The organism is Citrobacter sp. VF227 (genome assembly GCF_052950715.1).
On sequence record NZ_JBRFVF010000001.1, the window covers coordinates 1,449,421 to 1,474,962 of the forward strand.

The window sequence follows — 25,542 nt, forward strand, 5'->3', positions numbered from 1 at the left end:
CGTTATTCTTTCTCGAGGGAAAAACAGGCGCGCAAACGTTGATTGGTTAACAGCCAGATCAGCGCGACAATATCCGCCACCAGCAGCGCCAGCCCGACGCCGTTGACCGGATCGCCTCCCAGCCACATCACCGGCTGCCAGCACAACAGCACCAGTTGAGCGAGGATCAGTAATCCGCGCAGCCAGCGCCATATCACAGGAAACGCAAAACGCCTGCCGCTGACTAAAAACGCCAGTACCGCCGGAACGCCGGGAAGTAACCCCAGCCAGAACGCATCATGATCGGGATAAAACAAATTCAGTAATGTATTGCCCTGCTCACGGGAAGAGCCAGCAATGACAAACAGTACCCAGGTGCGTGCCTGCAGCAGCAATACGCACCAGAAGAGAAAAGGCAGGCGCAGACGCCCATGGCTGTCATAGTCGGCCGGATGAAACTCAGTACTCTTCATCTTCGATCAAGCGCTTGCCCAGATTGAGTACATCCGCATGTTCATAGCCCAGACGTTCATACATGCCCTGCACGACATCATTATCGTCACGCACCATGATTTGAATCTTGGGGCAACCGCGGGCAATAAGCTTTTTCTCCAGTCGGTTAAGCAGCGCATTAGCGATGCCGCGACCGCGAAACTCAGGGTGCACGCCAAGATAATAAGCCGAACCGCGATGCCCGTCGTAGCCGCCCATCACCGTACCAACTACCTCGCCGTTCACTTCAGCGACCAGAAACAGGCTGACGTCATGATTGACCTTACGCTCAATGTCCATTTCCGGATCGTTCCATGGACGCAGCAAATCACAGCGCTCCCAGAGGGTGATCACCTCTTCGAAATCTTCCTGGCGAAAAACGCGTATTTCCATGGTATTGGTTACCTTTTCAGGACGTTAAAAAGCGATTATGGCGCGAACGGCTGATTTAGCCAATATCTGACGCGAAGCGGCGGAAAAAATGGCATAATACGGAATTGTCACGTATTGAAATGAAAAGTAAAACAATTCTTATCCCGATCCGTCGCAACAGACAACGCGATACGATATAACGTTTAGAACCTTTTTTTACAACTCAGGCCGTATGAGCACTTTTAAACCACTAAAAACACTCACATCGCGCCGCCAGGTGTTGAAAGCCGGGCTGGCCGCCCTGACGCTGTCAGGCATGTCGCAAGCCATCGCTAAAGAAGAGGCGCTTAAGACCAGCAATGGACACAGCAAACCGAAAGCGAAAAAAGCCGGCGCTAAGCGCGTAGTTGTCCTCGATCCGGGTCACGGCGGGATTGATACCGGCGCAATTGGTCGCAACGGTTCAAAGGAGAAGCACGTGGTACTGGCGATTGCCAAAAACGTGCGCTCGATTCTACGTAACCAGGGGATTGATGCGCGCCTGACCCGCTCCGGCGATACGTTTATTCCGCTGTACGATCGCGTCGAGATCGCCCACAAGCATGGTGCCGATCTGTTCATGTCGATCCACGCCGACGGTTTTACCAATCCGAGCGCCGCAGGTGCGTCGGTCTTTGCGCTGTCTAATCGCGGCGCCAGTAGCGCCATGGCGAAATATCTGTCCGACCGTGAAAACCGGGCCGATGAAGTGGCTGGAAAAAAGACCACCGATAAAGACCATTTGCTGCAGCAGGTATTGTTCGATCTGGTGCAAACCGACACCATTAAAAACAGCCTGACCTTAGGGTCGCATATTCTCAAGAAGATTAAGCCGGTACACCGGCTGCACAGTCGTAGCACTGAACAGGCCGCCTTCGTGGTGCTAAAATCCCCCTCAATTCCGTCGGTACTGGTCGAAACCTCGTTCATTACCAACCCGGAAGAAGAGCGACTGCTGGGCACGACGGCGTTTCGTCAAAAAATCGCTACCGCTATCGCCAATGGCATCATCAGCTATTTCCACTGGTTTGATAACCAGAAAGCACACTCGAAGAAACGTTAATCATGAAGCCCGATGCACAGCGCGTAAAACAGTTCCTGCTCAGCCTGCAGGATGATATTTGTCAGCAGTTATCTGCCGTAGATGGTGCCGGATTCGTTGAAGATAACTGGCAGCGCGAAGCGGGCGGCGGCGGGCGCAGCCGGGTACTGCGTAACGGCGGTATTTTTGAGCAAGCGGGCGTCAACTTCTCCCACGTTCATGCCGATGCAATGCCAGCATCGGCTACCGCCCATCGCCCGGAGCTTGCCGGGCGCAGCTTTGAGGCCATGGGCGTCTCGCTGGTGGTGCATCCACAGAATCCTTACATTCCCACCAGCCATGCCAACGTACGGTTTTTTATCGCGGAAAAACCGGGCGCCGACCCGGTGTGGTGGTTTGGCGGCGGCTTTGACTTAACGCCCTACTACGGCTTTGATGAGGATGCAGTTCATTGGCACCGCACGGCGCGGGATCTGTGCCAGCCGTTCGGAGATGACGTTTATCCACGTTACAAGAAGTGGTGCGATGACTACTTCTTTCTCAAACATCGCAACGAACAGCGCGGCATTGGCGGACTTTTTTTCGATGATTTGAATACGCCGAATTTCGATCGCAGCTTCGCCTTTATGCAGGCTGTTGGAAAGGGTTATGCCGAGGCGTATTTGCCCATCGTCGAGCGCCGCAAAGCAATGAGCTGGGGCGAGCGTGAACGCAATTTTCAGCTTTATCGTCGCGGACGCTATGTGGAATTTAACCTGGTGTGGGATCGCGGCACATTGTTCGGTCTGCAGACCGGCGGGCGGACGGAATCCATTCTAATGTCGATGCCGCCGCTGGTGCGTTGGGAATATGACTACCATCCGGAAGCGAACAGCCCGGAAGCCACCCTTAGCGAGTTTATTCAGGTGCGTGACTGGGTGTAATGGCCTGATGGCGCCAGGCTTCTCAGGCCAACAACAGCGCCGCCTCCCAGACCGGATAAGACGCAAGGCATCCGGCATAATAATTTCATCACGCCCACTGGCGCATACGCTGATGCAGCGTCAGCGACGGTTTCTCCGCAAACAGTTGCTGGTAGTCGGTGGCGAACTGCCCTAAATGCCAGAATCCCCACTGCATGGCGGCGTCTTTCACCGTGGTACTTTGTGACCACGGGCTTATCAGCTCGCGACGCACGGCGTTCAGGCGAATGCGTTTTAACCAGGCATTCGGCCCAATACCGAGGATTGAGTGAAAGGCGTTTTGCAACGTCCGGCGGCTGACGTGCAGCTGGTTACACAGGTCGAGCACGGTCAGCGGTTCCGACATATTTTCCAGCACGTATTCGCGCGCCCGCGACAGCAAGCGGCGATAGCTCTGATGGCTGATGCTCTCAGCCGTGATTATCGGTTGCGCTTCTTCCAGCATCGTGCCCATTGCCAGCAGCAGGTTATCGCCCAACACTTTACGCACCGCAGGCTGATGTAGATTCGCCGGATTTTCGCTGAACGTTGCCAGCGCCTGCTGTACAAAGCCCCAAAGCGCGGCTTTGTGTTGTTCTTTCACCTCCAGTGCCGACTGGTTGCGCAGCATATGCAGCACCCTTTCCGGGTTATGCAGGAAGTTAGCCTGACGGGCAATCGCCTCTTCTGAAATGACGACACCCAAAATGGTGTAATCATCCGGCGTACTCAGTTCAAACTCTGTCCCACCTGGACGAGTAGCGATTTCAGCACTGCCCAGACACTGGGTGCCGATAAATCCCTGTTCGCCGCGAGTGGCCGGAATACCAAACCAGAATGAGTTCGGCCAGACAAGACACGACTGACGCAGCGCCAGACCGGTGTATTCACGGAACACCTGAATATCGTCGAGCAGGATTTCCGTGAACTCGCCATGAAATTTTCCCGGATGCAATTGGTCGTAGATCTGCTGCCAGGCGGTAATCGTCAGCGCATGCTCATACACATCCGTTGTTCGCCGCTGGTGAACGTTGTCCACCTCCACTTTCGGCGTAAGTTTAACGTCTTCGGGTAATGCTTCATGATAAAGATGGTGCAGGTTAGCAGTACGGGTCTTTTTCATGATCTTTTAAGCCGGAAGCTTCAACGAAGCCCCCGGCCCTCCGACAGGTTAATTTTTTAAGCGATAGCGACTACTGCGTTTACGCAACGCTCCGTCAGAAAAGAGATGTTCAAGCGCCTTTCTGGCTTCATCAAGTGACCAGCCAAAGTGCGCAGCCACTTCCCCTGCCGTCATTCCTTGACGGACCGATGCCAACAGCGTCAGAAGCTGTGCAGAGGATTCAGAAGCCACCGGGGCACCCTGCGTCTTCTCTGCTTTTACATCTGCTTTCACTTCTGACTTCTGTTCTGATTTCTTCGGCTGGCGCGTAAAACCGCCGATCAGCCACTGGGTGTCATCTTCTGGCCGCCCTATCTCCTTGCGACTGACAACACGACCTGTACGCGCTGCGGCTGCGCTTCCGGCGTCCAGCGCTGCACGACACGCAGCCAGATCGCCTTCCACAACCAGAGTCAGCCTGCCAGGATCCAGCACCTGGTGACTGAGCAGACGCACGTTCGCGGCTTTCAGCATGGCATCCGCCGCGTCTACGGCAGCCACCATGCCATCCACTTCCAGTAATCCCAGTGCATTGATCATTGCAACCTCTCTTACGCGCGCTGAACAGGATTACGAGCAATATCCAGAACAGCATCAGCAAAAGCGTTACAGGCAGCTTTACAGGCGGCCTGGCTACCGGTTAAAAACGCCGCTGAGTAGTTGGTTTCTGACGGTGGCGGCACATAGGTGACAATCTGTACATCGGCAGATTTGAGCGCCGCATCAATACCAAATGTTGCTTCCAGCGGCGGTGCAACCAGATACGCCATCGGATCGCCAAGTCGGCATCCTGCGGTCGCCGAGAGATACGAACCGGTACGCGAAACCACGTGCGCGAGGAAAGCGGTATCTTCTGCGTCATTGGCCCACTGGAACGCCGCGCCACTTTCAATATTGGCGACCATCGCATCCAGACCGGCGCGAACTTCTGCCGGGTTAGGTCCACCGAGCATGATCAGCACTTCGCCCGAGGTTGGAGAGGGACTGTGCGCCGCACCGGCATACAGCGAGCGGCCATAAACCACTTCCACCATCGCCTGTTTTGTCGCTTCGTCTGCGGCAATATACGCCACGTCATCAGAATCTGCTGTGATGAGTCCGAGACTACGTATATGTGGCGGTAATTTAAGTTCACGGGCAAAACCGTCATTTACCGAGGCAATCACGCGCATTGCGGTGACTGAAGGTCTAATCAAATCTAATGCGGGCATGATGCCTCCTTATCGGGTCATATTGATGCCGGACGCTTTTTGCTCCAGCATGCGTTTGGCCAAATCTACAATCACCGCCGCCGCTTCAACCGGTGGCGTACCGCCCTGGTGAATATTCGAGATACAGGTACGGTCGGCTTCAACGGTCGTCGCCACGCGCGGCGAATAGACGGCATAGCAAGAAAGACTTTCCGACTGGCCGAGGCCCGGACGTTCACCTACCAGCAGAATCACCGCTTTCGCGCCGAGCAGTTCGCCGATCTGATCTTCGATTTTCACGCGACCATAGCGAACGAAGAACGGGGTTCCGACCTTCAGTCCGGCCTGTTTTAAGCCTGACAACAGCGGTGGGAGAATCTCTTCGTAGTTGGCGGTGATGGCGTCAGTAGACAGGCCATCAGAAATAATCACCTGCACATCCGGATTCATTACACACTGTGATTTCAGTGCTTCAATGGCTTCCGCACTCAGACGACGTCCCATGTCCGGGCGCGTCAGATACAGGTTTTTGTCGCTGATTTCCGAGCGCACTTCCAGTAGTCCCTGGGCTTTTACCCACTCTTCCGGCACTTCTTTCAATACCGTATCTTTCGAACGCGAGTGGTCAGCCAGGAAGCGCAGCAGCGCCTGGGTACGCGGACGAGGACCGGCGCGCCCGGTACATACACGCGCAGCGGTGCTACGGCGCAGTTCGGTCAATACCTCTGCCCGATGCGGATTCTCAACGCCAATCCACGCTTTCGCTTCGGCTGAGCCTAAGTCCATCGCACAGCTTTCACCGGTCGGCGCGGCGCACTGCGTAGTGCTGCATTTCACTTCCGCTGATGGCGCTTGAACCTGCGGCTCCCCCATTGACGCCATTACACTGCGTACAATTTCTTCAATCTGTTTTTGATCCATCGTGTGTCATCCCCGCGTCATCAGAAGAACAGTGACGGATCGCCCGCCCGTTTGGTCAGGCGACCGTTTGCCATAATGCCCATGGTTTCCAGCCAGCGTTCAAACTCCGGCGACGGACGCAGGTTCAGCAACTGGCGCACGGTCGCAGTGTCGTGGAACGCGGTGGTCTGGTAGTTGAGCATGATGTCGTCACCGAGCGGCATGCCCATGATGTAGTTGCAGCCAGCGGTGGCGAGCAGAATCATCAGGTTTTCGTTGAGGTTCTGGTCAGCATCCGCGTGGTTGGTGTAGCAGCAGTCACAGCCCATTGAGATGCCGCTCAGCTTGCCCATAAAGTGATCTTCTAAGCCCGCGCGAATAATCTGGCGGTCGTTGTAGAGATACTCCGGCCCGATAAAGCCCACCACGGTGTTCACGAGGAACGGATCGTAGTGACGCGCCAGCCCGTAGTTACGCGCTTCCATCGTCACCTGATCGGCGCCGAAGTTAGCGCCCGCAGAGAGCGCGGAGCCTTGTCCTGTTTCGAAGTACAGGCAGTTTTCCCCGGCTATGCGGTTAAATTCCGCGCCCACTGCACGCGCCTCATCCAGCATCGCCAGCTCAACGCCAAATTCTTTTAAGCCTTTCTCACTGCCGCAGATACTCTGGAAAATCAACCCACCCGGCGCGCCACGACGAATCGCTTCGATCTGGGTGGTAACGTGTGCCAGTACGCAGCCCTGAGTTGGAATATTAAACTTGTCGATAACGCCATACACGGTATCGAGCACACGGCTTAAGTTTTCCACGTCATCCGTTACCGGGTTGACGCCAATTACCGCATCGCCCGCACCAAAGGACAGCCCTTCGTAGATTTGTGCGGCAATACTCTGCACATCATCACGGGTGTCGTTAGGCTGTAAACGGCAACTGAAGGTGCCCGGCAGACCGATGGTAGTGTTGGCCTTTTTGATCACCGGCATTTTCTTACCGCCGTAGATCAGGTCCGCGTTAGAGCAGATTTTTGCTACCGCGGCGACCACTTCCGACGTTAACCCTTTGCGCGTAAACGCAATGTCATCCACGGAGGTTTCATCGCTCAGCACATACTCGCGCAGCTCGCTGATACTCCAGTTCTTGATGCGGTTATAGGCCGTTTCGTTGACGTCATCCTGAATAAGACGCGTCACGCAGTCCTCTTCATAGGAAATCACCGGGTTGTTGCGAATATCCGCTACCGTCATTTCCGACAGCACCTGCTTGGCCGCCACGCGCTCTTGCGAACTGGTTGCTGCCACACCTGCCAGCACATCCCCCGAACGCAGTTCGTTGGCTTTTGCCAGCACCTCTTTAACATCCTTAAACTGATAAACATTGCCGAACAATGTGGTCTTTAGTTTCATAAGTCGTTCCCTCAGGAAGGAAATGCGAGTGATTTCACCGTCACCGGCACAACCGATCCGCCAAAAAGAGGCGTACCAATGTCGATATAGTCCCCCGCCCGGACAACCACCTCATCGATGACCGCCAGCGGGTGTTGCTGTAACTGTGGGCGTAAAAGCATGCCCAGGGCTTTACCAAAATCCTGCTCGGCTACCACCAGCAGGGGATGCGGATTCGGATAGCGCGCGACAAAGGCCAGCAGCGCATCAATCACCGTTAACAGCGCGGCGTAGCGCACCGGTAGCGAACCGGGCAGCGCCAGCACGTAGGCGTCCGTTTGCGGGTCCAGATCGAGCTGCATTAGCGCCTGTTGCCAGGCGGCCACCAGATCAGCCTCATCAACCGGAATCGCCACTGGCAGATTGCGCAGCGGAAGCGCCACACCCTCCAGCCAGATAGTGCTGCCCGAAAGCGACAGCGTATGCGCCCCGGCGCCAATCACCGTGGCGCGCACGGTTTGCGCCGGAAACTGCACGTTCATCTCACGCAGGCGCGGATGTTCATGCAGCGCCGTTGCTAACAGCGGCCCAATGTCGGAAAAACAGAACGGATCGGCAGGTTGGTTGCGGTAGCACTCGCCCACCCCACCGGACAACGTAATCACTTCAGGTTTCACGCCAACCGGTAACAGACCGGTTTGCATCAGCGCCTGCGCCAGCGGTGACAGCGTGCCGTCAATCACCTCCACAATCAGCGCAGCCATCCGCCGGGCCACCAGAACAAGCTGCGCCGCATTGAGGGTTCGGGCATCAGTGCCTGGACCAAATACGTCATCAACAATCATCTGTCCTGGCTGATGCGTATGCACCACGCGCCCTTGACCGTCTGTTTCCAGTAGCCGTCCGCCGACGTTCAGGCAGGCCGAGCCGCTGACTTTTCCCGCGTCGAACAAGACGTAGTTCGACGTACCGCCGCCGATGTCGATATTCAGTACGCGGCACAATTTCTGTTCGGACAGGGTTTGCGCTCCCGCGCCGTGACCGGCAATCACCGATTCCAGATGTGGACCAGCGCTTGCCACCACGAAGTCACCCAGCGACTGGGAGAGCGTCATCACCGCAGGTCGTGCATTGCGGGTTTTGGCGCTTTCCCCGGTAATGATGATCGCACCGGAATCGACGGTCTCTGGGGCAATCCCCGCCGCCTGATACTGGGCGAGGATCAGAGCTTTCAGTTCGGCCTCTTTCAACCCACCCTGCTTATCAACGGGTGTAAAGAACACCGGGCTTTGCCAGCTAATTTCGCGTTTGATGAATTCGTAACGCGGCACCTGCGACACTGCCGCACGATTGACCAGCTCAAGGCGCGAGAAAATTACCTGAGTGGTGGTGGTGCCGATATCGATACCGACGCTGAGTAGCTGGCGGGTATTCACGATTGCGCCTCCGGATTGGTTTCTGCTGGAGCCGGAACATCTTCGTCTTTCGGTACTAACAGCATAGCCACGCCAATCGCCGTCACGCCGCCGATCAGCTTGCCGACAATCATCGGGAAGATCATGGCGTTCATGTTGGCAGCGGCGAAGCCTAAGTGGTCACCCAGGGCGAAGGCCGCAGAGACTGCAAAGGCGCAGTTGATCACTTTGCCGCGGGTATCCATGTTTTTCATCATGCCGAACATCGGGATGTTGTTGGCAAGCGTTGCTACCATACCCGCAGCCGCAATATTATTAACTTTCAACAGGTTGCCAACGCTCATCAGCGGTTTTTCAAACCAGCGGGTCAGCAGCAGCACCATCGGGTAGGCGCCCAGCAGCACACAGGAGATAGAACCGATAACTTCGATGGCGCGCATCACTTCACCCGGCTTATCGCCCGGTGCCATGAAAATAGGATCAAGACCCGGGATTAGCTCCCAGCCGAGCAGGAACTTGATGACTGCCGCCGCCAGACCGAGGGTGATCAGCGCTACCAGGAACTTGGCGAAGATCTGGAAGCCGTTGATCATTTTTTCCGGGATGAATTTCAGTCCCAGCGCCACCAGCACGGCCACGATCAGCACCGGGATCATGTTCATCAGGATCAGTGCAAAGGTGAACTCCACTGGCTGACCGTTTATTTCCACACCGGAGTACATCGCAACCAAACCACCCGCAATACAGCCAATCGGAATGGTGACGATACCGGCCAGCACGCCCAGCGCCAGATAACGACGGTCAGACGGTTCAATAATTCCCAGCGCAACCGGAATGGAGAAGACCAGTGTCGGTCCCATCATCGCGCCGAGAATCAGGCCAGAGTACAACCATGCCGCCACGTCGCCGCCCGCCAGTTCTTTCGCCAGGAAGAAGCCGCCCATATCGCACGCCAGCAGCGTTCCGGCAAACATCGACGGGTTCGCGCCCAGCATTTCGTACAGCGGAATGATTACCGGTCCGAGCACATGCGCCAGTACCGGCGCCAGCGCGGTCATACCGACCATCGCCAGGCCCAGCGCGCCCATTGCCATAAAGCCTTCTTCGAACTGACCGCCCGATCCCTCAATGCTCTTACCAAACTTACCGAGGAAGCGCGCCGAACCGCCGAACTGAGACAGGATCCTGTCCACGGCAGCAATCAGCATAAAGAACATCATGATGTACATGATGATTTCGTTAATTCCCATAGCCTTCACTCCCTGTCATATGTGTATTTATTGTGCCGCCGCATACAACGCGATAATGTCGGCCTGCGTGGCGGTGCGTGGATTACTGCGAATACAAATATCCTCCAGCGCGGCGTTTGCCCATGCGCTGTAATGCTCGGGCTTTGCCCCAACGTCAGAGAGTCGTTTGGTCTGGCCCACTTCGCTAATCAGCTCGCTGACGGCGTTGATGGCATCACGATCGTCCGACTTCTTGTTGGTTAACGCCCGTCCGATGTGGCTGAAACGCTCACGGCACACCATGCGGTTGAACCCCATTACCGTGGGCAGCAGCATGGCGTTAGCTTGTCCGTGCGGGATGTGCAGCGCAGCGCCCGGCTGGTGTGCCATCGCGTGACACAGGCCCAGTCCCGCGCTGGAAAACGCCATTCCCGCCATGCAGGACGCCAGTAACATGCTTTCCCGCGCCGCCAGATCATGGCCGTATCCCACCGCTTTCGGCAGCGATTTACCAATCATCGCAATCGCGCCAATCGCCAGGCTGTCGGTAAACGGCGTCGCGTTTAGCGCGCTATACGCTTCAACGGCATGGGTCAGCGCGTCAATGCCAGTCATTGCCGTCACGTGCGCAGGAACGCCTTCCGTTACCGCGGCATCCAGAATGGCGACGTCTGGCATAAGGGTTGCGTGGGCCAGCACTTTTTTAAGTCCGGTGGCGGCATCAATAATCACCGTAACGTTGGTGGTTTCTGACCCGGTCCCGGCGGTGGTTGGCACGGCAATCATCGGTAGACGCGGGCGCAGTACACTGTGCTCCGTCATGTCAGCTAGCGTTTGCGTCGGGTTGGTCACCAGCAGCGCCACTGCTTTAGCGGCATCCAGCACAGAGCCGCCACCAAAGGCCACCACGCCATCGCACTTCGATTCACGCAATTGCGCGACCGCCGCGCAGACGTCCGTGATGCACGGTTCGCCGACCGGACATGGCCACAGCGTCATTGCCACGCCTTTCATCGCCAGGCTACGTTCCAGAGCGGCGGTCATCCCCGCCTCATGCAGGAAGCTGTCAACCATGACGAACATATGCGTCAGTCCGCGCGTTTGCGCTTCCTGTCCGCAGGTACTGAGCGCTCCCAGTCCGCATAATGTGACCGGTGGAACGCTGAACGTTTTTACGCGTTGCAGATTCAGTGCATCGAATGCCTGAAAGAGCGCGGTCTGCAATTCAGCTTGCATAGATTCCTTCCGCTTTTACTTTTCCGCTATTGGCAATCGCCAGCGGGGTCATAAACAGACTGTGCTGCGGTAAATGCACCTGCAGCTCCGGGAAACGCTTACGAAACAGCTCATCAACCCCCGGCTGCATACAGGACCCACCGGCCAGCCATAAATCCGTAATCCCTTGTCCGGCAATATGATGGGCGACAATTTCCGCCATCTTTTCGTAAACCGGCTTAACCACCGGCCAGATTTCTTTGCCGTTGCTGCGTTTGAACTGCTCGGCTTCTTCCAGTTGAATACGACGATTCCCGGCGAGCGTCAGGGAAATGTGGTGCCCACCGGTCGCTTCGTCAGCGGAGTAAGTCACTTTGCCCTGTTTCACAATGGCGATACCGGTCGTTCCACCGCCGATATCCACCACGCCAGCGTTATCGAGCTGCAACAGATCCGCCACGGCAGTCGGCTCGTCGAGCACATGACTCACTTCAAGTCCGGCTGACTCCAGCACGTTAATGGAGATTCGTGGGTCCGTTCCCGGTGGAAACGAGGTTGCCGCATGGGTAAAGCGGCAACCCAGTTGTTGTTCGAGCGTATCGAGATGGCGACGAACAATGGTCACAGCACCGAAGAAATCCCAGACGATGCCATCGCGCACGACGTCGGCCCAGTCCAGACAAACCGCAACCGGCTGCCCTTCGTTGTCGACAACCATCGACACCACATCACAGGTTCCCAAATCAACGCCCAACCACAGCGGTGAATCGCTTGCGGCAGGCGTCTGGTTACACAGCGATGCCGCTTTTTGCAGTCTGGGTGTGAGCCACAGTTGTTCGTCATGCGCCATCTTTTCACTCCTTATACGATGCGAAACGCATCCACCAGCACACAGCGACGCAGGCGTACAAACGTGCGCGCACTGGTCACCCCTTCCCCGGTTGGCGTGGTAATGGTCATGGTCGTCCAGCCTTCGCCACCAAGTCCAAGGCCGGCAATGCATGGTCCGTTCTTGACGAAAATGCTGGTGTCGATGGCGTTAGCCATACGGTTCATATTGTCGATGTTGCGTGAGTGCATCGCCGCCGTATGGTGACAACCACCTTCGAGCGTAACGGCCAGCGCAATGGCTTCGTCAACGTTAGCTACCCGCACCACCGGCAGCACCGGCATCATCAGTTCAGTCACAGCAAACGGATGCGTGGCGGAGGTTTCGACGAACAACAAGCGGGTTTGCTCCGGAACGTTCAGGCCGATCGCCGCGGCGATTTTTGCCGCGTCGCGCCCGACCCAGTCACGGCTGACCGTGCCTTTACCGCGCTCATCGACATTTTTCAGTAGTACCGGTTGTAGCTGTTCAGCCTGGGCGGTTGTCAGTTTGACCGCGTGCTGGCCTTCCATCAGACGCATCAGTTCATCAGCAACGCTATCCACGACGATCAACACTTTTTCATCGGCACAGATAATGTTGTTATCAAACGATGCGCCTTTGACGATGGACTGCGCGGCGCGAGTCAGATCGGCCGTTTCATCCACCACCACCGGCGGGTTACCGGCACCTGCGGCAATCAGACGCTTGTTGGTATGCTTACGCGCAGACTCCACCACCGCTTCACCACCGGTGACGACCAGCAGTCCGATGCCCGGGTACTTGAACAGACGCTGTGCGGTTTCGATATCCGGATTAGCAACGGTTACCAGCAGGTTAGCCGGACCACCTGCGGCGACCACCGCCTGGTTAAGCAGGCCGATCGCGCGCTGAGAAACGCCTTTTGCTGCCGGATGCGGCGCAAAGACGACGCTGTTACCCGCGGCAATCAGGCTGATGGCGTTGTTAATGACGGTCGCCGCCGGGTTGGTGGACGGCGTTACCGAAGCCACCACGCCCCAAGGTGCGTTTTCAATCAGCGTCAGGCCGTTATCGCCGGTCAATACCTGTGGAGACAGGCATTCCACGCCTGGGGTGCCACGAGCCTGCGCCACGTTTTTGGCAAATTTATCTTCAACGCGTCCCATGCCGGTTTCACTGACGGCAAATTCCGCTAATTCTCTGGCGTGTTTTTCGCCCGCTTCACGAATGGCGTGAATGGCCAGTTGGCGCATAGCGACGCTTTTCAGCCCCTGCTGAGCCACTTTTGCTGCCGCTACTGCGTCATCCAGGGAGGCAAAGACGCCCATTTCTTGAACGGCACTGACGGGCTGACTGCTGTCTTTCATTTTCAGCAGCACCGCTTTCACGACCTGTTCAATATCCTGTTGATTCATGATTTTCTGCCTTATTTGTGAAATACCACTTTCCCACCTGCCACCACTTCATCGACGATGCCAATCACGCACAGATCGACAGGCGATGAGTCGTTATGGTGCGCCTGGCGGGCTGAGCTTCCACTGACCAGCAGCACCCACTCTCCGGTTCCCGCCCCGATGCTGTCTATCGCAACAGCGCACTGCCCGTCGGGATTTCCCTGGGCATCAATCATTTCCACCATCAGCAACTTGTCGTGCGCGAGCCCCTGATGGCGAACGGTACAAACAATTTGTCCTGTGACGATTGCCAGTTTCATACCCGCCTCCGTGGCATATTTCAGGTAAAACCTCCCCCTACCCTCCGCAAAAGGTAATGTGAAAAGGAGAGAGGGTGACGCCAGCTTTCTCTCAACGCTCCAGTGGCGTCACTTGGACGACTTACATATCGTTGCTGTCGCCTTTGAAGCTGATCGGGAACACTTCTTCCAGATCGCCATGCGGACGCGGGATAACGTGCACAGAAACCAGTTCACCGATACGCTGCGCGGCAGCAGCACCAGCATCCGTAGCCGCTTTGCAGGCTGCCACATCACCACGAACCATGGCAGTACACAGGCCGCCACCGATCTGCTTCACGCCAACCAGTTTCACGCGCGCCGCCTTAACCATTGCGTCAGAAGCCTCAATCAGTGCAACCAGGCCCCGGGTTTCAATCATTCCTAATGCTTCCATTATGCTTTCCTCTTAATCAAAGGGGTCCAGAACGGGACCGTTCATTCAACCAGTGTTTGCGAGACGCTTTCACGGCTCACGTCAGTCTGGCGCGGCACAGCTGCCACTAACGCCAGTTCGATAATTTCCTGTACGCTACAGCCACGAGAGAGGTCATGAAGCGGTGCTGCAAGGCCCTGAATCAATGGACCAACGGCACGATACCCTCCCAAACGCTGGGCGATTTTATAACCAATATTGCCTGCCTCCAGCGATGGAAAAACCATCACATTGGCATTGCCCTTTAACGGACTGGCGGGCGCTTTTTGCGCGGCGACATCCGGCACAAAAGCGGCATCAAATTGCAGTTCCCCATCCACGGTAAGCTGTGGGGCACGCTCACGAACGATCTCCGTAGCCTGCTGCACGTTAGCAACATTGGGATGACGAGCACTGCCGTTGCTGGAAAACGACAGCATGGCCACGCGCGGCTCTTCACCCGTGATCGCCTTCCAGGTTTCAGCGCTGGCGATGGCGATGTCCGCCAACTGTGCAGCGGTGGGCTGCGGCACAACGCTACAGTCTGCAAATCCTAATGACGGCCCGAGATACTGCGGCAGCATCAGGAAAATTGACGACAGCGTTTTGCAGCCAGGCTGTAATCCAATAATGCGCAATCCTGCACGCAGCACGTTTGCCGTTGACGACAAGTTGCCTGCAATACACACATCGGCTTTACCGGCACTGACCATCGCGGCGGCAAACATCAGTGGATCGTTGAGCTTCTCGCGCGCATCCGGCGGCGTTTTTTCGCCCGCGCGGGCCAGCCAACGCAGGGCAAACTCTTCACGCATCTGTACATTGCTTTGTGGATCAATAACCTGAATACCATCCATGGCTACGCGATGGCTGAGTGCAAACTGGCGTAGCGCAAACGGGCTGGCGACGAGAATGGGGCGTGCCAGACCGTGCTGGTGCAGGTAATTGGCGGCTTTCAGCACCCGTACATCCAGCGCATCCGGGAACACCACCCGAGCGGGCGTTTGTTTGGCGAGTTGGCGAGCACGTTCAATGATCATGACTTCTCCCCCAGTCGCTGTTGGATTTGGCTGACGCTTAGCGGATGCTTCGCCACGCTCAGAATCATCATTACGTAAACCGTACTGGAAAGACGGTTGAGCGCCTGCAGAATGTCCGGTCGCAAGACTTCAAAACTGCGGGTGATAAATACCTGAGCGGCCACCGTTTCCGTTTCGCGGACTTTAGTGCGCAGCAGATTAAGCAACGCGCAATCACGTCCGTGGCTGGCTTCAGGCACCAGATGATCGTGGTCCAGGTAACGCAGCGGCTGATGCGAAAGGCGGTGTAAATCTTCGTCGCTTAAACCAACAATGGCTTGTGCGGCCAGCGGTTCATCCACAGCATCAGCCCGCATAATATTGCCCAGGCGCGAGCGAATATCCGCCAGCCACGGCTGCCACGGCTCCGCCAGTTCAATTTGCAACCACACGGCCAGACCAATGGTGCTGTCCAGCGCGGCGCGAAATCCAAGCCTCGGGTCACTTTTGGCGACCATTTTGTCCGCCGTCAGATGCGTCAGCGTGTCAGGTTTCTTCGCCACCGGTTGATGACACAGTTCACAGGTCGCCTGCGGATGTGTATCGCTGCTGGTTAAACCATGTACCGGCTGCTGCTGCTGTTCCTCGTCGTCAACAAACAAGCTTCCCTGCTCGTCGATATACTTAATGCGCAGACGACGGCTTTCCAGCAATTCCCGGGCAGACGGCGTCAGGCGAGCATCAGCGGGGAGATGAATTTCAGCCCCTTCGCTGAGCGTATGATTCGCTCTGAGCCATGCTTCGGTAATGAAATCCTTCATACATCCGCCTTAGCAGGACTGCCAGTTCGCAGGCCAGGCCACATACAGGAACTTCACTGTTGATGGCGTACCAAATTCGATGCTGGAGCCTTTCGGGATAAACATCACGTCCCCGGCTTTGGCAATCATGGTTTCGCCTTCATGACGAACGTGCAGCTCGCCTTCCAGAATCATGTCGATTTCGTCGTAGTTCAGCGTCCATGGGAAAAATGCGTTATCCCACTGCATAAACCCGGCGGCCATACTGCTGCCGTCCTGGTCGGTCACCAGATCGGTTAAACCGACGCAGTGCGGCTGCGCGCCATCAAAACGACCAAACTTCACGCTGCTGCCGTCGATGACTTTCACACCGCCTTTGCCAGTCACCGATTTAAAACTCGGCTGCATTCCGCCCTGTTCCAGCGACTGCTTTTCCTTCATCACTTTGTCCATCAGTTGGGCGACCAGGCTTTCGGTAAACTGCCCTTCTGGCAATTGCGCAATGATGGTTTCACGAATGCGCTGGCTTTCCGTTTTGCCGTCCTCCACCGCAGCAGGCGCTGCGGTTGTGGCCGACATAGTGGCCGGAGCGGATTCATCGCATTCAGTGATAGTGACGCCGAGCAGCGCCGCAACTTCGCGCGCCTCCGGGGTGATGATACTGGCGCGCAGAACAACAGACATTTCCTGTTCGCCGCGTGCGTGGGCCGCACGAATATCGTTAGCTGTGATGAGTTTTTTCACCTGCCCTTTCCTCCTTTTGGCTGAGCTCAGTCAGATAATCCACCAGGTGCTGCACACTGCTTGGGTCGTGGCAATTGAGCTCAAAAATTGGCTCCTGAAACCCCATCCCACGAAGTAGTTGTCGCGTTGCGGCGACGTCGGCATCCGGCACATCCGTTTTGCTGATAACGGCGATTTGTCGTTTACTGGCGCCGATATCCAACAGCCCGGCAGGTAAGCGACTTTCTTTATCATTTGCCGCATGTATATAAATCAACGTATCGACATCCTGCAGCGTGGTAATTAAGGCGTGATACCAGCGCGGATGGCTAAAATATTCTCCTGGCGTATCGATATCGCCGTTTTCATTAAACTCCACGGCCTGTGTTTTTCTGGCGAGGGAATAATTCCCTTGTAGCGCGTTAAAGAGCGTTGTTTTCCCTGCCCCCACCGTACCGACAAACGCAATACGTTTCATCACCGCCTCTGATTAACTTTTTGTCAGATTGCACAAAGTGAAATTTAATAATCGCCCGAGGCCGCTTACCGTCTGTAATAACGCTTCTTCTACCGCGCCTACTGAGCCGTAGATCACCAGCGCGCCGCTGAATCTATCGAGAAAGCCGATGTGTACATCCGCCGCTTTCATCGCTAAGTCACCTGCAATCATCGCGGTTTCGCCTGGCGTCAACGTCATGATGCCGATAGCGCCCGCTTCGGGAACGCCGATCTTTTTCGCCAGTTCCTCACCGGGGTGCGCAATGAGATGCGCCAGCGTGACCTGTTTCCCCGGCACAAACTCCTGAATAATGCGTTCTTTTTCCATTGCTCACCGCCTCCGCTAAAACTGCCCTCATCGTGGCAATTTTTTGTCAGAGTAAATAACAAAATTCGGCAACCAGGTTTAAAAGGTGAAGTGGATCACTAAGAAAGAGGAAATAAAAAGGCGCGGGAGAAACCCGCGCCGGAATTAATTAAAGTGAAATTACAGCGGCTGCGTTTGCGCTTCTACGACCGCCAGCGCCACCATATTTACGATACGACGAACAGAAGCAATCGGTGTTAATACGTGAACCGGTTTCGCTACGCCCATCAGTACCGGGCCGACCGTTACGCCTTCTGAACTTGAAACTCGTAGTAAGTTGTAACTAATACGCGCGGCTTCCATATTCGGCATGACCAGAATATTGGCGGAGCCTTTCAGCGGGCTGTCCGGCATCCGGTCATTACGAATACTTTCCACCAGCGCGGCGTCACCGTGCATTTCACCGTCAATCATCAGTTCTGGCGCATGAGCCTTAATCAGCGCCAGCGCCTCACGCATTTTGCTGGCCGACGGGCAGTCAGATGAACCAAAATTGGAGTGCGACAGCAGTGCCACCTTCGGCTCGATGCCAAAGCGACGCACGGTTTCTGCCGCCATCACAGCGATCTCTGCCAGTTGCTCCGGCGTAGGATCGTCATTGACGTAGGTATCGGCGATAAAGGTGTTACCGCTTGGCAGCAGCAGGGCGTTCATTGCCCCAGCCGTATGTACGCCATCACGGTAACCAAATACCGCATTTACCACGCTGAAGTGCTCGTGGTAGTCGCCGATTGTGCCGCAGATCATCGCATCCGCTTCACCGCGCTGCACCATGATCGCGCCGATCACCGTGGTATTAGCAATCACCGCCCGCTGCGCCTGCTCCTGAGTGATCCCACGACGCTTCATGATCTGATAATACTCACTCCAGTACTCTTTAAAACGCGGATCGGATTCATTGTTGACGATCTCAAAATCAACGCCCGCTTTGATCTGCAGACCCAGTTTCTGGATGCGCATTTCGATCACGCTCGGACGACCAATCAGGATCGGCTTCGCCAGACCTAAAGTGATCAATTCTTGAGTGGCGTGCAGCACTCGCGCCTCTTCCCCTTCCGTCAACACCACGCGCTTCGGCGCTTTGCGTGCCAGCGAGAAAATCGGCTTCATAAACAGGTTGGTTTTGTAGACGAATTCGGTCAGCTTATCGATATAAGCGTCAAAGTCGGCAATCGGGCGCGTTGCCACACCGGAGTCCATCGCCGCCTTCGCGACCGCAGGGGCGATTTTGACGATCAGACGTGGGTCGAACGGCTTAGGAATAATGTATTCCGGGCCAAAGCTCAGGTCCTGATCGCCATAGGCAGAAGCCACCACTTCGCTCTGCTCGGCGTGCGCCAGCTCAGCAATGGCGTGTACCGCGGCCAGTTTCATCTCTTCGTTGATAGCAGTAGCGCCGACATCCAGCGCGCCGCGGAAGATGAACGGGAAGCACAGAACGTTGTTAACCTGGTTCGGGTAGTCGGAACGACCGGTGCAAATGATGGCGTCGGAACGCACCTCTTTTGCCAGCGGCGGCAGGATTTCCGGTTCCGGGTTCGCCAGCGCCAGAATCATTGGCGCACGCGCCATCTTCTTGACCATTTCCTGCGTCAGCACTTTCGGGCCGGAACAGCCAAGGAAAATGTCTGCGCCATCAATCACGTCGTCCAACGTGCGCTTACCGTCATCCACCACCGCGTAAGCCGCTTTGGTTTCCGCCATGTTCGGTTCGCGGTCTTTGTAAATCACGCCCTTGGAGTCGCAAACCACAATGTTGTGTTTCTGCATCCCCAGCGCCACCAGCAGGTTCATACAGGCAATCGCTGCCGCACCTGCGCCGGACACCACCATGCGCACATCAGAGATATTTTTCTCAACCACCCGCAGACCGTTAAGAATGGCGGCGGTACTGATGATTGCCGTGCCGTGCTGATCGTCGTGGAAGACCGGAATATTCATGCGCTCACGCAGCTTTTGCTCAATGTAGAAGCATTCTGGCGCTTTAATATCTTCGAGGTTAATGCCGCCAAACGTGGGCTCCAGGGCCGCGACCACGTTGATAAATTTATCCGGATCGAGTTCATCTACTTCGATGTCGAACACGTCAATCCCGGCGAATTTCTTAAACAGAACGCCTTTACCTTCCATCACCGGCTTGCCAGCCAGCGCGCCAATGTTGCCCAGCCCCAGCACCGCCGTACCGTTAGAGATAACCGCAACCAGGTTGCCGCGCGCGGTGTATTTGTAGGCCGCCAGCGGGTCCTTTTCAATTTCCAGACACGGTGCTGCAACACCGGGTGAATAGGCCAGCGCAAGATCACGTTGAGTGGCAAGCGGTTTGGTCGGAGAAACCTGAATTTTGCCTGGTACTGGAAATTCGTGGAAATCGAGGGCGCTTTGTTTTAACTGGTCATCCATCTTGTTGTTCCTTTCACGTATCGATCAAAAAAGTGTCGCAGGTACCCTTCTATTGAGCCGCACATTATCACCTCTGTCAGCGGCGCAAACTTTGAAGGTCCCCAAACTCTCACTACTCAAAGAAAGAATTTGTTATCAATTTATAACAACCATGTTACCTGCTTAAGCCAGCAATACCATGCCTGTCTGCTATGCTTTTTGCTGACAACGCCTGCAAATTCTCCAAAAGTGTGAATTAACACACGCTCTAACGCTTTACTTTTCAAGGAGTATTTCCTATGACCCGTAAAGATCTTGCCAATGCCATTCGTGCGCTAAGTATGGATGCCGTACAAAAAGCTAACTCAGGCCACCCCGGCGCGCCAATGGGTATGGCTGATATCGCCGAAGTACTGTGGAATGATTTCCTCCGCCATAATCCAAGCGATCCTCACTGGTACGATCGCGATCGGTTTATTTTGTCCAACGGCCACGCATCAATGCTGCTTTACAGTCTGCTGCATCTTTCCGGCTATGACCTGCCGCTGGAAGAATTAAAAAACTTCCGCCAGCTGCATTCAAAAACTCCCGGCCACCCGGAGCTTGGCTACACGCCGGGCGTGGAAACCACCACCGGGCCGCTGGGCCAGGGTTTAGCCAACGCTGTCGGAATGGCGATTGCCGAACGCACGCTGGCGGCGCAGTTTAACCAGCCGGACCATGAGATTGTCGACCATTTCACCTGGGTTTTTATGGGCGACGGCTGCCTGATGGAGGGGATTTCTCACGAAGTCTGTTCGCTGGCGGGCACGCTGGGACTTGGTAAACTCATCGGCTTCTACGATCACAACGGCATCTCAATTGATGGCGAAACCGACGGCTGGTTTACCGACGATACTGCGAAACGCTTCGAGGCCTACCACTGGCATGTGATACACGATATTGACGGTCACGATCCTGAAGCGGTGAAAAAAGCGATTCAGCAAGCGCAAAGCGTTACCGACAAGCCGTCGTTGATTATCTGCCGCACGGTGATTGGTTTTGGATCACCGAATAAAGCCGGGAAAGAGGAAGCGCACGGTGCGCCGTTAGGTGAAGAAGAAGTGGCGCTGGCCCGACAGAAATTAGGTTGGCATCATCCTGCTTTTGAGGTCCCCAAAGAGATTTATCGCGCGTGGGACGCGCGCGAGAAAGGCGAAAAAGCGCAACAGGACTGGAATGAGAAATTCGCGGCGTATCGACAAGCGCATCCGGAACTGGCGGCAGAGTTTACCCGGCGGATGAGCGGAGAACTGCCGGAAGCATGGGAAGAAACAACCCAGAAATATATTACCGACCTGCAAGCCAACCCGGCCAAAATAGCCACCCGTAAGGCCTCGCAAAATACCCTGAACGCCTACGGACCGATGCTGCCCGAACTGCTTGGCGGCTCAGCGGATCTTGCGCCCAGCAACCTGACCATCTGGAAAGACTCCACTTCTCTTAAGGAGGATCATGCAGGAAACTACATCCACTATGGCGTGCGTGAATTTGGTATGACCGCGATTGCCAACGGTATCGCGCACCACGGTGGCTTCGTACCATACACCGCAACGTTCCTGATGTTTGTTGAATATGCCCGTAATGCCGCACGCATGGCGGCGCTGATGAAAGCCCGACAAATCATGGTTTATACCCACGACTCGATTGGTCTGGGGGAAGATGGTCCCACACATCAGGCCGTCGAACAGCTCGCCAGCCTGCGACTGACGCCGAATTTCAGCACCTGGCGACCGTGCGATCAGGTTGAGGCAGCAGTGGGTTGGAAGCTGGCTGTCGAGCGTCATAATGGCCCTACGGCGCTGATCCTTTCCAGGCAGAATCTGGTGCAGGTTGAACGCACGCCTGAGCAAGTGCAGCAGATTGCCCGCGGCGGCTACGTGCTGAAAGATAGCGGCGGTAAGCCGGATGTTATCCTGATTGCTACCGGTTCAGAAATGGAAATCACGCTGCTGGCTGCGGAAAAACTGACCGGCGAAGGCCGTAACGTACGGGTTGTTTCTCTACCTTCAACCGATATCTTCGACGCCCAGGATGAGACGTACCGGGAGTCGGTCCTGCCAGCAAACGTTAGCGCACGCGTGGCGGTAGAAGCCGGTATTGCCGATTACTGGTACAAATATGTTGGGCTGAAAGGGGCGATTGTTGGTATGACGGGCTATGGGGAGTCGGCGCCGGCAGACAAGCTGTTCCCGTTCTTCGGCTTTACGGTGGACAACATCGTAGAGAAAGCGCATAAGGTGCTGACAAAATAACTATTCATCCGTCTTAACCCGCATACGAGGGACATTACGTCCCTCATTAAAGTGACCAACAAAATAGCCTTTATTCTGGCATGCAGACATCGTTTTTCATTTTAAGTCTTGGCATGCTTTCTGGCGTGGTAAAAAATATTTCACCTGAAACTCAAATATATTTGAATGCAATATAGAATAATCAATTGGTTGGTAATTTTCATCAACTGCCTGCGTTTGAATTCTCAATATTGGATCTTTGGTACTGGTATGAAGAATACTGGCTATTTCCGCCGTTGGAAATACCGGAGAAAACGTTTCAAACGTGCCAATTATTTTAATATTACATTCTTTTTCTATATACGTAAATTTGGAATTCCTCATATGTGAAATGGTTAATTGCGGGAAGCGACTCACTGAAAGCCAGGTTTCCTCTAATTGCGCTGGTTTATTATCAATCACCCGCAGTCGTTTTATATAATATACTGATTCACTTTGCTCCATATTTAATTCTTTAGCAATACGTCCTGAGGCTACCTGTAGTTCAAACTTCATAATCTGGCTAACGACCTCTTTACCACTGTTATATGCAATCTCACTAAAACTGTTCATGTGATGTACATGTGCGACAAAAATCTTCTTCTTCACATAGGTACCGGAACCGTGCTTACGTTCAATTACCCCCTCACTCTCTAAGAGATTCAGCGCTTTTCGTAAGGTATTGCGTGAAACATTAAAACGCTGTGCCAATTCGACTTCTGACGGCAATAAATCACCCACATTATATAAATATCCATTAATGATATCTTTCAGCATTTTTGCAATATTCTGGAATACCACTTTAGCACCTCTTTGCATTCATAAAAAACAATTAGTTACGTTATATGAAAACGAAAAAATGGAAAGTTGTTCATTTTTTCTAATCAAACTGAACCTATTTATCGATATCGACTGTGACCAATGTAACAAAAAACACCCCAAGGATTAAATAATATTAAAACGTAGTCATTCAGATTTAATATAACAATTGAGGATTTATATGAAAAATATATTATTGGTTTGTGCCGCGGGAATGTCGACCAGCATGTTAGTAAAGAGAATGATTCAACATGCCATAACTATCAATGCTGATTTTAATATTAATGCTCTGGCTATTGCGGAAGCCAAAGGACGGATCAAAAACAATGAAGCCGATGTTGTCTTATTAGGTCCACAGGTTCGTTTTCAGAAATCTGAAATTGAAGAGGTTGCACAAGGAAAAATCCCTGTCGCGGTTATTGATATGAAAGATTACGGATCAATGAATGGCAAAGCAGTTCTGGAGTTTGCACTGAAACTTCTCAAGTAACCAACGCACTGCATAGTATATTCCTGCTCCTGAGAATAACCAACTCAGGAACCAAAAGACCTATCCAAAATAAATACCTAACAATTACAGGTGACCGTAATGGGATTAATGAATACCTTTGAGCGAGGGATGGAACGTTTTCTTGTTCCAATAGCAATAAAATTAAATTCACAAAAGCACGTTGCTGCTGTTAGAGATGGGTTTGTCTATACCTTTCCAATTATAATGGCAAGTTCATTAATTGTATTAATAAATTTTGCGATCTTATCACCCGATGGCTTTATCGCCGGACTGCTGCATCTTAGCAGCATATTCCCGAACCTGGAAAAGGCTCAAGCCATCTTTACCCCAGTAATGAATGGCTCCGTGAATATCATGTCCATCATGATTGCGTTTCTCGTCGCCAGAAACATGGCAATCAGCTACGAACAGGATGAGCTTCTGTGTGGATTAACAGCTATTGGCGCGTTTTTCATTGTTTATACTCCCTATCAGATGATCGATAACCAGGCATTTCTGACAACCAAATTTTTAGGTGCACAAGGCCTGTTTGTTGCAGTCATCGTGGCGTTATTGACCAGTGAAATTTTTTGTCGGATGGCAAGAAATCCCAAGATAACCATCACCATGCCAGCAGCGGTTCCACCTGCAGTTGCACGATCGTTCAAAGTGTTATTACCCATTTTCTTTGTGATGATCTTTTTTTCAGCACTGAATTTTTTACTCTCCCTTATCTCTCCCAATGGGCTCAACGATCTGATCTATACGTTAATTCAGGCTCCTCTCAAGCATATGGGGACGAACATCTTCGCTGTCATCGTTCTGGGCGCCGTCGGAAATTTTCTGTGGGTTCTCGGGATCCATGGCCCTAATACAACATCAGCTATTCGTGAAACGGTTTTTTCCGAAGCAAACCTGGAAAACCTTTCCTGGGCCGCCCAGCACGGCGCAACCTGGGATGCCCCCTACCCGGTAACCTGGACATCAATCAACGATGCATTTGCAAACTGCGGTGGCTCAGGTATGACCTTAGGGTTATTACTGGCGATCTTTATTGCTTCACGTCGCGCTGAATATAGAGATCTGGCCAAGATGTCTTTTATACCCGGTATTTTCAATATTAATGAACCGGTCATGTTTGGCTTACCTATTGTATTGAACCCAATAATGATGGTGCCTTTCATTCTGGTGCCGATTGTTAACTCGCTGATTGGCTATTTCTTTGTCACGATGAAAATCATTCCCCCGGTTGCCTATGCCGTGCCGTGGACCACCCCAGGCCCCCTCATCGCATTTCTTGGAACAGGTGGTAACTGGTTGGCTTTACTCGTGGGCTTGCTCTGCCTCGGCGTTGCAACATTGATCTATTTACCCTTCGTTATTGCTTCCAATAAAGTGAATGCTACCACAGCTGAATAACCATCAGATTATCAAATAAAAACCAGGAGTTATTTATGTTTGCCAATGAAGAAACAGTAATGGAATTATTGATTCATGCCGGACAAGCTCGTTCCGACGCAATGGAGTCGCTGAAGTATGCGCGTGAAAAAAATTGGGATGCTGTAACGCAATTGCTGAAAAGCTCAGAAGAAGCAAGCCTTCAGGCTCATAAAATACAAACGGCTTTAATCAGCCAGGATGAAGGCTGTGGAAAAATAAATGTCAATTTAATTCTCGTACACGCACAGGATCATTTGATGAATGCGATACTTTGCCAGGACTTAGTCAAAGAAATAATAGCATTAAGGAAAGAGCTTTTTTCCTGATTTACTTTCCTTCA

The 25,542-nt window shown here is 53.9% G+C and carries 27 protein-coding genes; 6 read left to right on the forward strand and 21 right to left on the reverse strand.

The window, feature by feature from the left end; genetic code table 11:
* Positions 1–2: 2 nt before the first annotated feature.
* Positions 3–452, reverse strand: a complete 450-nt coding sequence (locus ACU8YC_RS07115) for a DUF2919 domain-containing protein (RefSeq protein ID WP_187258623.1) — start codon at positions 450–452, stop codon at positions 3–5.
* The gene (locus tag ACU8YC_RS07120) at positions 439–864 is read right to left on the reverse strand and encodes a GNAT family acetyltransferase (RefSeq protein ID WP_003038048.1); all 426 of its coding nucleotides are present in this window, start codon (positions 862–864) and stop codon (positions 439–441) included. Before ACU8YC_RS07120 ends, ACU8YC_RS07115 begins: the two co-directional genes overlap by 14 nt.
* 211 nt (positions 865–1,075) lie before the next feature.
* Between ACU8YC_RS07120 and amiA the strand changes: the two genes are divergently transcribed.
* Both amiA and hemF read left to right on the forward strand, forming a co-directional pair.
* Positions 1,076–1,945, forward strand: a complete 870-nt coding sequence (gene amiA, locus ACU8YC_RS07125; protein WP_005121924.1) for an N-acetylmuramoyl-L-alanine amidase AmiA — start codon at positions 1,076–1,078, stop codon at positions 1,943–1,945.
* A gap of 2 nt (positions 1,946–1,947) precedes the next feature.
* Positions 1,948–2,847: an oxygen-dependent coproporphyrinogen oxidase gene (gene hemF, locus ACU8YC_RS07130; RefSeq protein WP_446895145.1), complete on the forward strand. Its 900-nt coding sequence runs from the start codon at positions 1,948–1,950 to the stop codon at positions 2,845–2,847.
* A gap of 88 nt (positions 2,848–2,935) precedes the next feature.
* Here hemF and eutR read toward each other — a convergent pair whose 3' ends face one another.
* From eutR to maeB, 18 genes are all read right to left on the reverse strand, one after another.
* The gene (eutR, locus tag ACU8YC_RS07135; protein WP_446895146.1) at positions 2,936–3,988 is read right to left on the reverse strand and encodes an HTH-type transcriptional regulator EutR; all 1,053 of its coding nucleotides are present in this window, start codon (positions 3,986–3,988) and stop codon (positions 2,936–2,938) included.
* Between the two features lie 48 nt (positions 3,989–4,036).
* A complete protein-coding gene (gene eutK, locus ACU8YC_RS07140; RefSeq protein ID WP_446895147.1) occupies positions 4,037–4,567 on the reverse strand; it encodes an ethanolamine utilization microcompartment protein EutK in 531 nt (176 codons plus the stop codon).
* 11 nt (positions 4,568–4,578) lie between these two features.
* The gene (gene eutL, locus ACU8YC_RS07145; protein ID WP_040233508.1) at positions 4,579–5,238 is read right to left on the reverse strand and encodes an ethanolamine utilization microcompartment protein EutL; all 660 of its coding nucleotides are present in this window, start codon (positions 5,236–5,238) and stop codon (positions 4,579–4,581) included.
* A gap of 9 nt (positions 5,239–5,247) precedes the next feature.
* Positions 5,248–6,138, reverse strand: coding sequence for an ethanolamine ammonia-lyase subunit EutC (gene eutC, locus ACU8YC_RS07150; protein ID WP_003038033.1), 891 nt, complete (start codon positions 6,136–6,138; stop codon positions 5,248–5,250).
* Positions 6,139–6,158: 20 nt separating this feature from the next.
* Entirely contained in the window at positions 6,159–7,520 is a 1,362-nt protein-coding gene (gene eutB, locus ACU8YC_RS07155) for an ethanolamine ammonia-lyase subunit alpha (protein ID WP_003038029.1), read from the reverse strand.
* Positions 7,521–7,531: 11 nt separating this feature from the next.
* Positions 7,532–8,935 carry an ethanolamine ammonia-lyase reactivating factor EutA gene (gene eutA / locus ACU8YC_RS07160; protein WP_446895148.1) on the reverse strand — a complete coding sequence of 468 codons (1,404 nt, stop codon included), beginning with the start codon at positions 8,933–8,935 and terminating at the stop codon, positions 7,532–7,534.
* The gene (gene eutH / locus ACU8YC_RS07165; protein ID WP_003038023.1) at positions 8,932–10,164 is read right to left on the reverse strand and encodes an ethanolamine utilization protein EutH; all 1,233 of its coding nucleotides are present in this window, start codon (positions 10,162–10,164) and stop codon (positions 8,932–8,934) included. Before eutH ends, eutA begins: the two co-directional genes overlap by 4 nt.
* Positions 10,165–10,191: 27 nt before the next feature.
* Positions 10,192–11,379 carry an ethanolamine utilization ethanol dehydrogenase EutG gene (gene eutG / locus ACU8YC_RS07170; RefSeq protein WP_414078149.1) on the reverse strand — a complete coding sequence of 396 codons (1,188 nt, stop codon included), beginning with the start codon at positions 11,377–11,379 and terminating at the stop codon, positions 10,192–10,194.
* Positions 11,369–12,208: an ethanolamine utilization protein EutJ gene (gene eutJ, locus ACU8YC_RS07175; protein ID WP_286544089.1), complete on the reverse strand. Its 840-nt coding sequence runs from the start codon at positions 12,206–12,208 to the stop codon at positions 11,369–11,371. Before eutJ ends, eutG begins: the two co-directional genes overlap by 11 nt.
* 11 nt (positions 12,209–12,219) lie before the next feature.
* Positions 12,220–13,623 (reverse strand): aldehyde dehydrogenase family protein, encoded by a 1,404-nt coding sequence (locus tag ACU8YC_RS07180; RefSeq protein ID WP_005121910.1) that lies wholly within the window; start codon positions 13,621–13,623, stop codon positions 12,220–12,222.
* 11 nt (positions 13,624–13,634) lie between these two features.
* Positions 13,635–13,922 (reverse strand): ethanolamine utilization microcompartment protein EutN, encoded by a 288-nt coding sequence (gene eutN / locus ACU8YC_RS07185; RefSeq protein ID WP_005121909.1) that lies wholly within the window; start codon positions 13,920–13,922, stop codon positions 13,635–13,637.
* A gap of 121 nt (positions 13,923–14,043) precedes the next feature.
* Positions 14,044–14,337, reverse strand: coding sequence for an ethanolamine utilization microcompartment protein EutM (eutM, locus tag ACU8YC_RS07190; protein WP_005121908.1), 294 nt, complete (start codon positions 14,335–14,337; stop codon positions 14,044–14,046).
* 41 nt (positions 14,338–14,378) lie between these two features.
* On the reverse strand, positions 14,379–15,395 hold the full coding sequence (gene pta, locus ACU8YC_RS07195) for a phosphate acetyltransferase (RefSeq protein ID WP_048210962.1): 1,017 nt from the start codon (positions 15,393–15,395) through the stop codon (positions 14,379–14,381).
* On the reverse strand, positions 15,392–16,195 hold the full coding sequence (eutT, locus tag ACU8YC_RS07200; protein ID WP_286544086.1) for an ethanolamine utilization cob(I)yrinic acid a,c-diamide adenosyltransferase EutT: 804 nt from the start codon (positions 16,193–16,195) through the stop codon (positions 15,392–15,394). The genes pta and eutT overlap by 4 nt, the downstream gene beginning before the upstream one ends.
* Positions 16,196–16,204: 9 nt before the next feature.
* A complete protein-coding gene (eutQ, locus tag ACU8YC_RS07205; RefSeq protein WP_151217624.1) occupies positions 16,205–16,918 on the reverse strand; it encodes an ethanolamine utilization acetate kinase EutQ in 714 nt (237 codons plus the stop codon).
* Positions 16,896–17,375 (reverse strand): ethanolamine utilization acetate kinase EutP, encoded by a 480-nt coding sequence (gene eutP, locus ACU8YC_RS07210; protein ID WP_151217625.1) that lies wholly within the window; start codon positions 17,373–17,375, stop codon positions 16,896–16,898. The genes eutQ and eutP overlap by 23 nt, the downstream gene beginning before the upstream one ends.
* A 12-nt stretch (positions 17,376–17,387) precedes the next feature.
* The gene (gene eutS / locus ACU8YC_RS07215; RefSeq protein WP_003037995.1) at positions 17,388–17,723 is read right to left on the reverse strand and encodes an ethanolamine utilization microcompartment protein EutS; all 336 of its coding nucleotides are present in this window, start codon (positions 17,721–17,723) and stop codon (positions 17,388–17,390) included.
* Positions 17,724–17,882: 159 nt separating this feature from the next.
* Positions 17,883–20,162, reverse strand: coding sequence for an NADP-dependent oxaloacetate-decarboxylating malate dehydrogenase (maeB, locus tag ACU8YC_RS07220; protein WP_151217626.1), 2,280 nt, complete (start codon positions 20,160–20,162; stop codon positions 17,883–17,885).
* A gap of 278 nt (positions 20,163–20,440) precedes the next feature.
* On the opposite strand from maeB, the gene tkt reads away from it, so the two are divergent.
* Positions 20,441–22,435 carry a transketolase gene (gene tkt, locus ACU8YC_RS07225; protein WP_446895149.1) on the forward strand — a complete coding sequence of 665 codons (1,995 nt, stop codon included), beginning with the start codon at positions 20,441–20,443 and terminating at the stop codon, positions 22,433–22,435.
* Between the two features lie 96 nt (positions 22,436–22,531).
* Here tkt and ACU8YC_RS07230 read toward each other — a convergent pair whose 3' ends face one another.
* The gene (locus ACU8YC_RS07230; RefSeq protein ID WP_151217627.1) at positions 22,532–23,254 is read right to left on the reverse strand and encodes a GntR family transcriptional regulator; all 723 of its coding nucleotides are present in this window, start codon (positions 23,252–23,254) and stop codon (positions 22,532–22,534) included.
* Between the two features lie 199 nt (positions 23,255–23,453).
* On the opposite strand from ACU8YC_RS07230, the gene ACU8YC_RS07235 reads away from it, so the two are divergent.
* From ACU8YC_RS07235 to ACU8YC_RS07245, 3 genes are all read left to right on the forward strand, one after another.
* Entirely contained in the window at positions 23,454–23,762 is a 309-nt protein-coding gene (locus tag ACU8YC_RS07235; protein ID WP_151217628.1) for a PTS sugar transporter subunit IIB, read from the forward strand.
* A gap of 99 nt (positions 23,763–23,861) precedes the next feature.
* Positions 23,862–25,181 carry a PTS sugar transporter subunit IIC gene (locus ACU8YC_RS07240; RefSeq protein ID WP_151217629.1) on the forward strand — a complete coding sequence of 440 codons (1,320 nt, stop codon included), beginning with the start codon at positions 23,862–23,864 and terminating at the stop codon, positions 25,179–25,181.
* A 35-nt stretch (positions 25,182–25,216) separates the two neighbouring features.
* A complete protein-coding gene (locus ACU8YC_RS07245; RefSeq protein ID WP_192464952.1) occupies positions 25,217–25,528 on the forward strand; it encodes a PTS lactose/cellobiose transporter subunit IIA in 312 nt (103 codons plus the stop codon).
* Positions 25,529–25,542 lie beyond the last annotated feature (14 nt).

What these genes read in the sequence shown, in the direction of transcription:
- ACU8YC_RS07115 (WP_187258623.1), bottom strand. Translation starts at nt 452, where the DNA reads ATGAAGAGTACTGAGTTTCATCCGGCCGACTATGACAGCCATGGGCGT.
- ACU8YC_RS07120 (WP_003038048.1), bottom strand. Translation starts at nt 864, where the DNA reads ATGGAAATACGCGTTTTTCGCCAGGAAGATTTCGAAGAGGTGATCACC.
- amiA (WP_005121924.1), top strand. Translation starts at nt 1,076, where the DNA reads ATGAGCACTTTTAAACCACTAAAAACACTCACATCGCGCCGCCAGGTG.
- hemF (WP_446895145.1), top strand. Translation starts at nt 1,948, where the DNA reads ATGAAGCCCGATGCACAGCGCGTAAAACAGTTCCTGCTCAGCCTGCAG.
- eutR (WP_446895146.1), bottom strand. Translation starts at nt 3,988, where the DNA reads ATGAAAAAGACCCGTACTGCTAACCTGCACCATCTTTATCATGAAGCA.
- eutK (WP_446895147.1), bottom strand. Translation starts at nt 4,567, where the DNA reads ATGATCAATGCACTGGGATTACTGGAAGTGGATGGCATGGTGGCTGCC.
- eutL (WP_040233508.1), bottom strand. Translation starts at nt 5,238, where the DNA reads ATGCCCGCATTAGATTTGATTAGACCTTCAGTCACCGCAATGCGCGTG.
- eutC (WP_003038033.1), bottom strand. Translation starts at nt 6,138, where the DNA reads ATGGATCAAAAACAGATTGAAGAAATTGTACGCAGTGTAATGGCGTCA.
- eutB (WP_003038029.1), bottom strand. Translation starts at nt 7,520, where the DNA reads ATGAAACTAAAGACCACATTGTTCGGCAATGTTTATCAGTTTAAGGAT.
- eutH (WP_003038023.1), bottom strand. Translation starts at nt 10,164, where the DNA reads ATGGGAATTAACGAAATCATCATGTACATCATGATGTTCTTTATGCTG.
- eutG (WP_414078149.1), bottom strand. Translation starts at nt 11,379, where the DNA reads ATGCAAGCTGAATTGCAGACCGCGCTCTTTCAGGCATTCGATGCACTG.
- eutJ (WP_286544089.1), bottom strand. Translation starts at nt 12,208, where the DNA reads ATGGCGCATGACGAACAACTGTGGCTCACACCCAGACTGCAAAAAGCG.
- ACU8YC_RS07180 (WP_005121910.1), bottom strand. Translation starts at nt 13,623, where the DNA reads ATGAATCAACAGGATATTGAACAGGTCGTGAAAGCGGTGCTGCTGAAA.
- eutN (WP_005121909.1), bottom strand. Translation starts at nt 13,922, where the DNA reads ATGAAACTGGCAATCGTCACAGGACAAATTGTTTGTACCGTTCGCCAT.
- eutM (WP_005121908.1), bottom strand. Translation starts at nt 14,337, where the DNA reads ATGGAAGCATTAGGAATGATTGAAACCCGGGGCCTGGTTGCACTGATT.
- pta (WP_048210962.1), bottom strand. Translation starts at nt 15,395, where the DNA reads ATGATCATTGAACGTGCTCGCCAACTCGCCAAACAAACGCCCGCTCGG.
- eutT (WP_286544086.1), bottom strand. Translation starts at nt 16,195, where the DNA reads ATGAAGGATTTCATTACCGAAGCATGGCTCAGAGCGAATCATACGCTC.
- eutP (WP_151217625.1), bottom strand. Translation starts at nt 17,375, where the DNA reads ATGAAACGTATTGCGTTTGTCGGTACGGTGGGGGCAGGGAAAACAACG.
- eutS (WP_003037995.1), bottom strand. Translation starts at nt 17,723, where the DNA reads ATGGAAAAAGAACGCATTATTCAGGAGTTTGTGCCGGGGAAACAGGTC.
- maeB (WP_151217626.1), bottom strand. Translation starts at nt 20,162, where the DNA reads ATGGATGACCAGTTAAAACAAAGCGCCCTCGATTTCCACGAATTTCCA.
- tkt (WP_446895149.1), top strand. Translation starts at nt 20,441, where the DNA reads ATGACCCGTAAAGATCTTGCCAATGCCATTCGTGCGCTAAGTATGGAT.
- ACU8YC_RS07235 (WP_151217628.1), top strand. Translation starts at nt 23,454, where the DNA reads ATGAAAAATATATTATTGGTTTGTGCCGCGGGAATGTCGACCAGCATG.
- ACU8YC_RS07240 (WP_151217629.1), top strand. Translation starts at nt 23,862, where the DNA reads ATGGGATTAATGAATACCTTTGAGCGAGGGATGGAACGTTTTCTTGTT.
- ACU8YC_RS07245 (WP_192464952.1), top strand. Translation starts at nt 25,217, where the DNA reads ATGTTTGCCAATGAAGAAACAGTAATGGAATTATTGATTCATGCCGGA.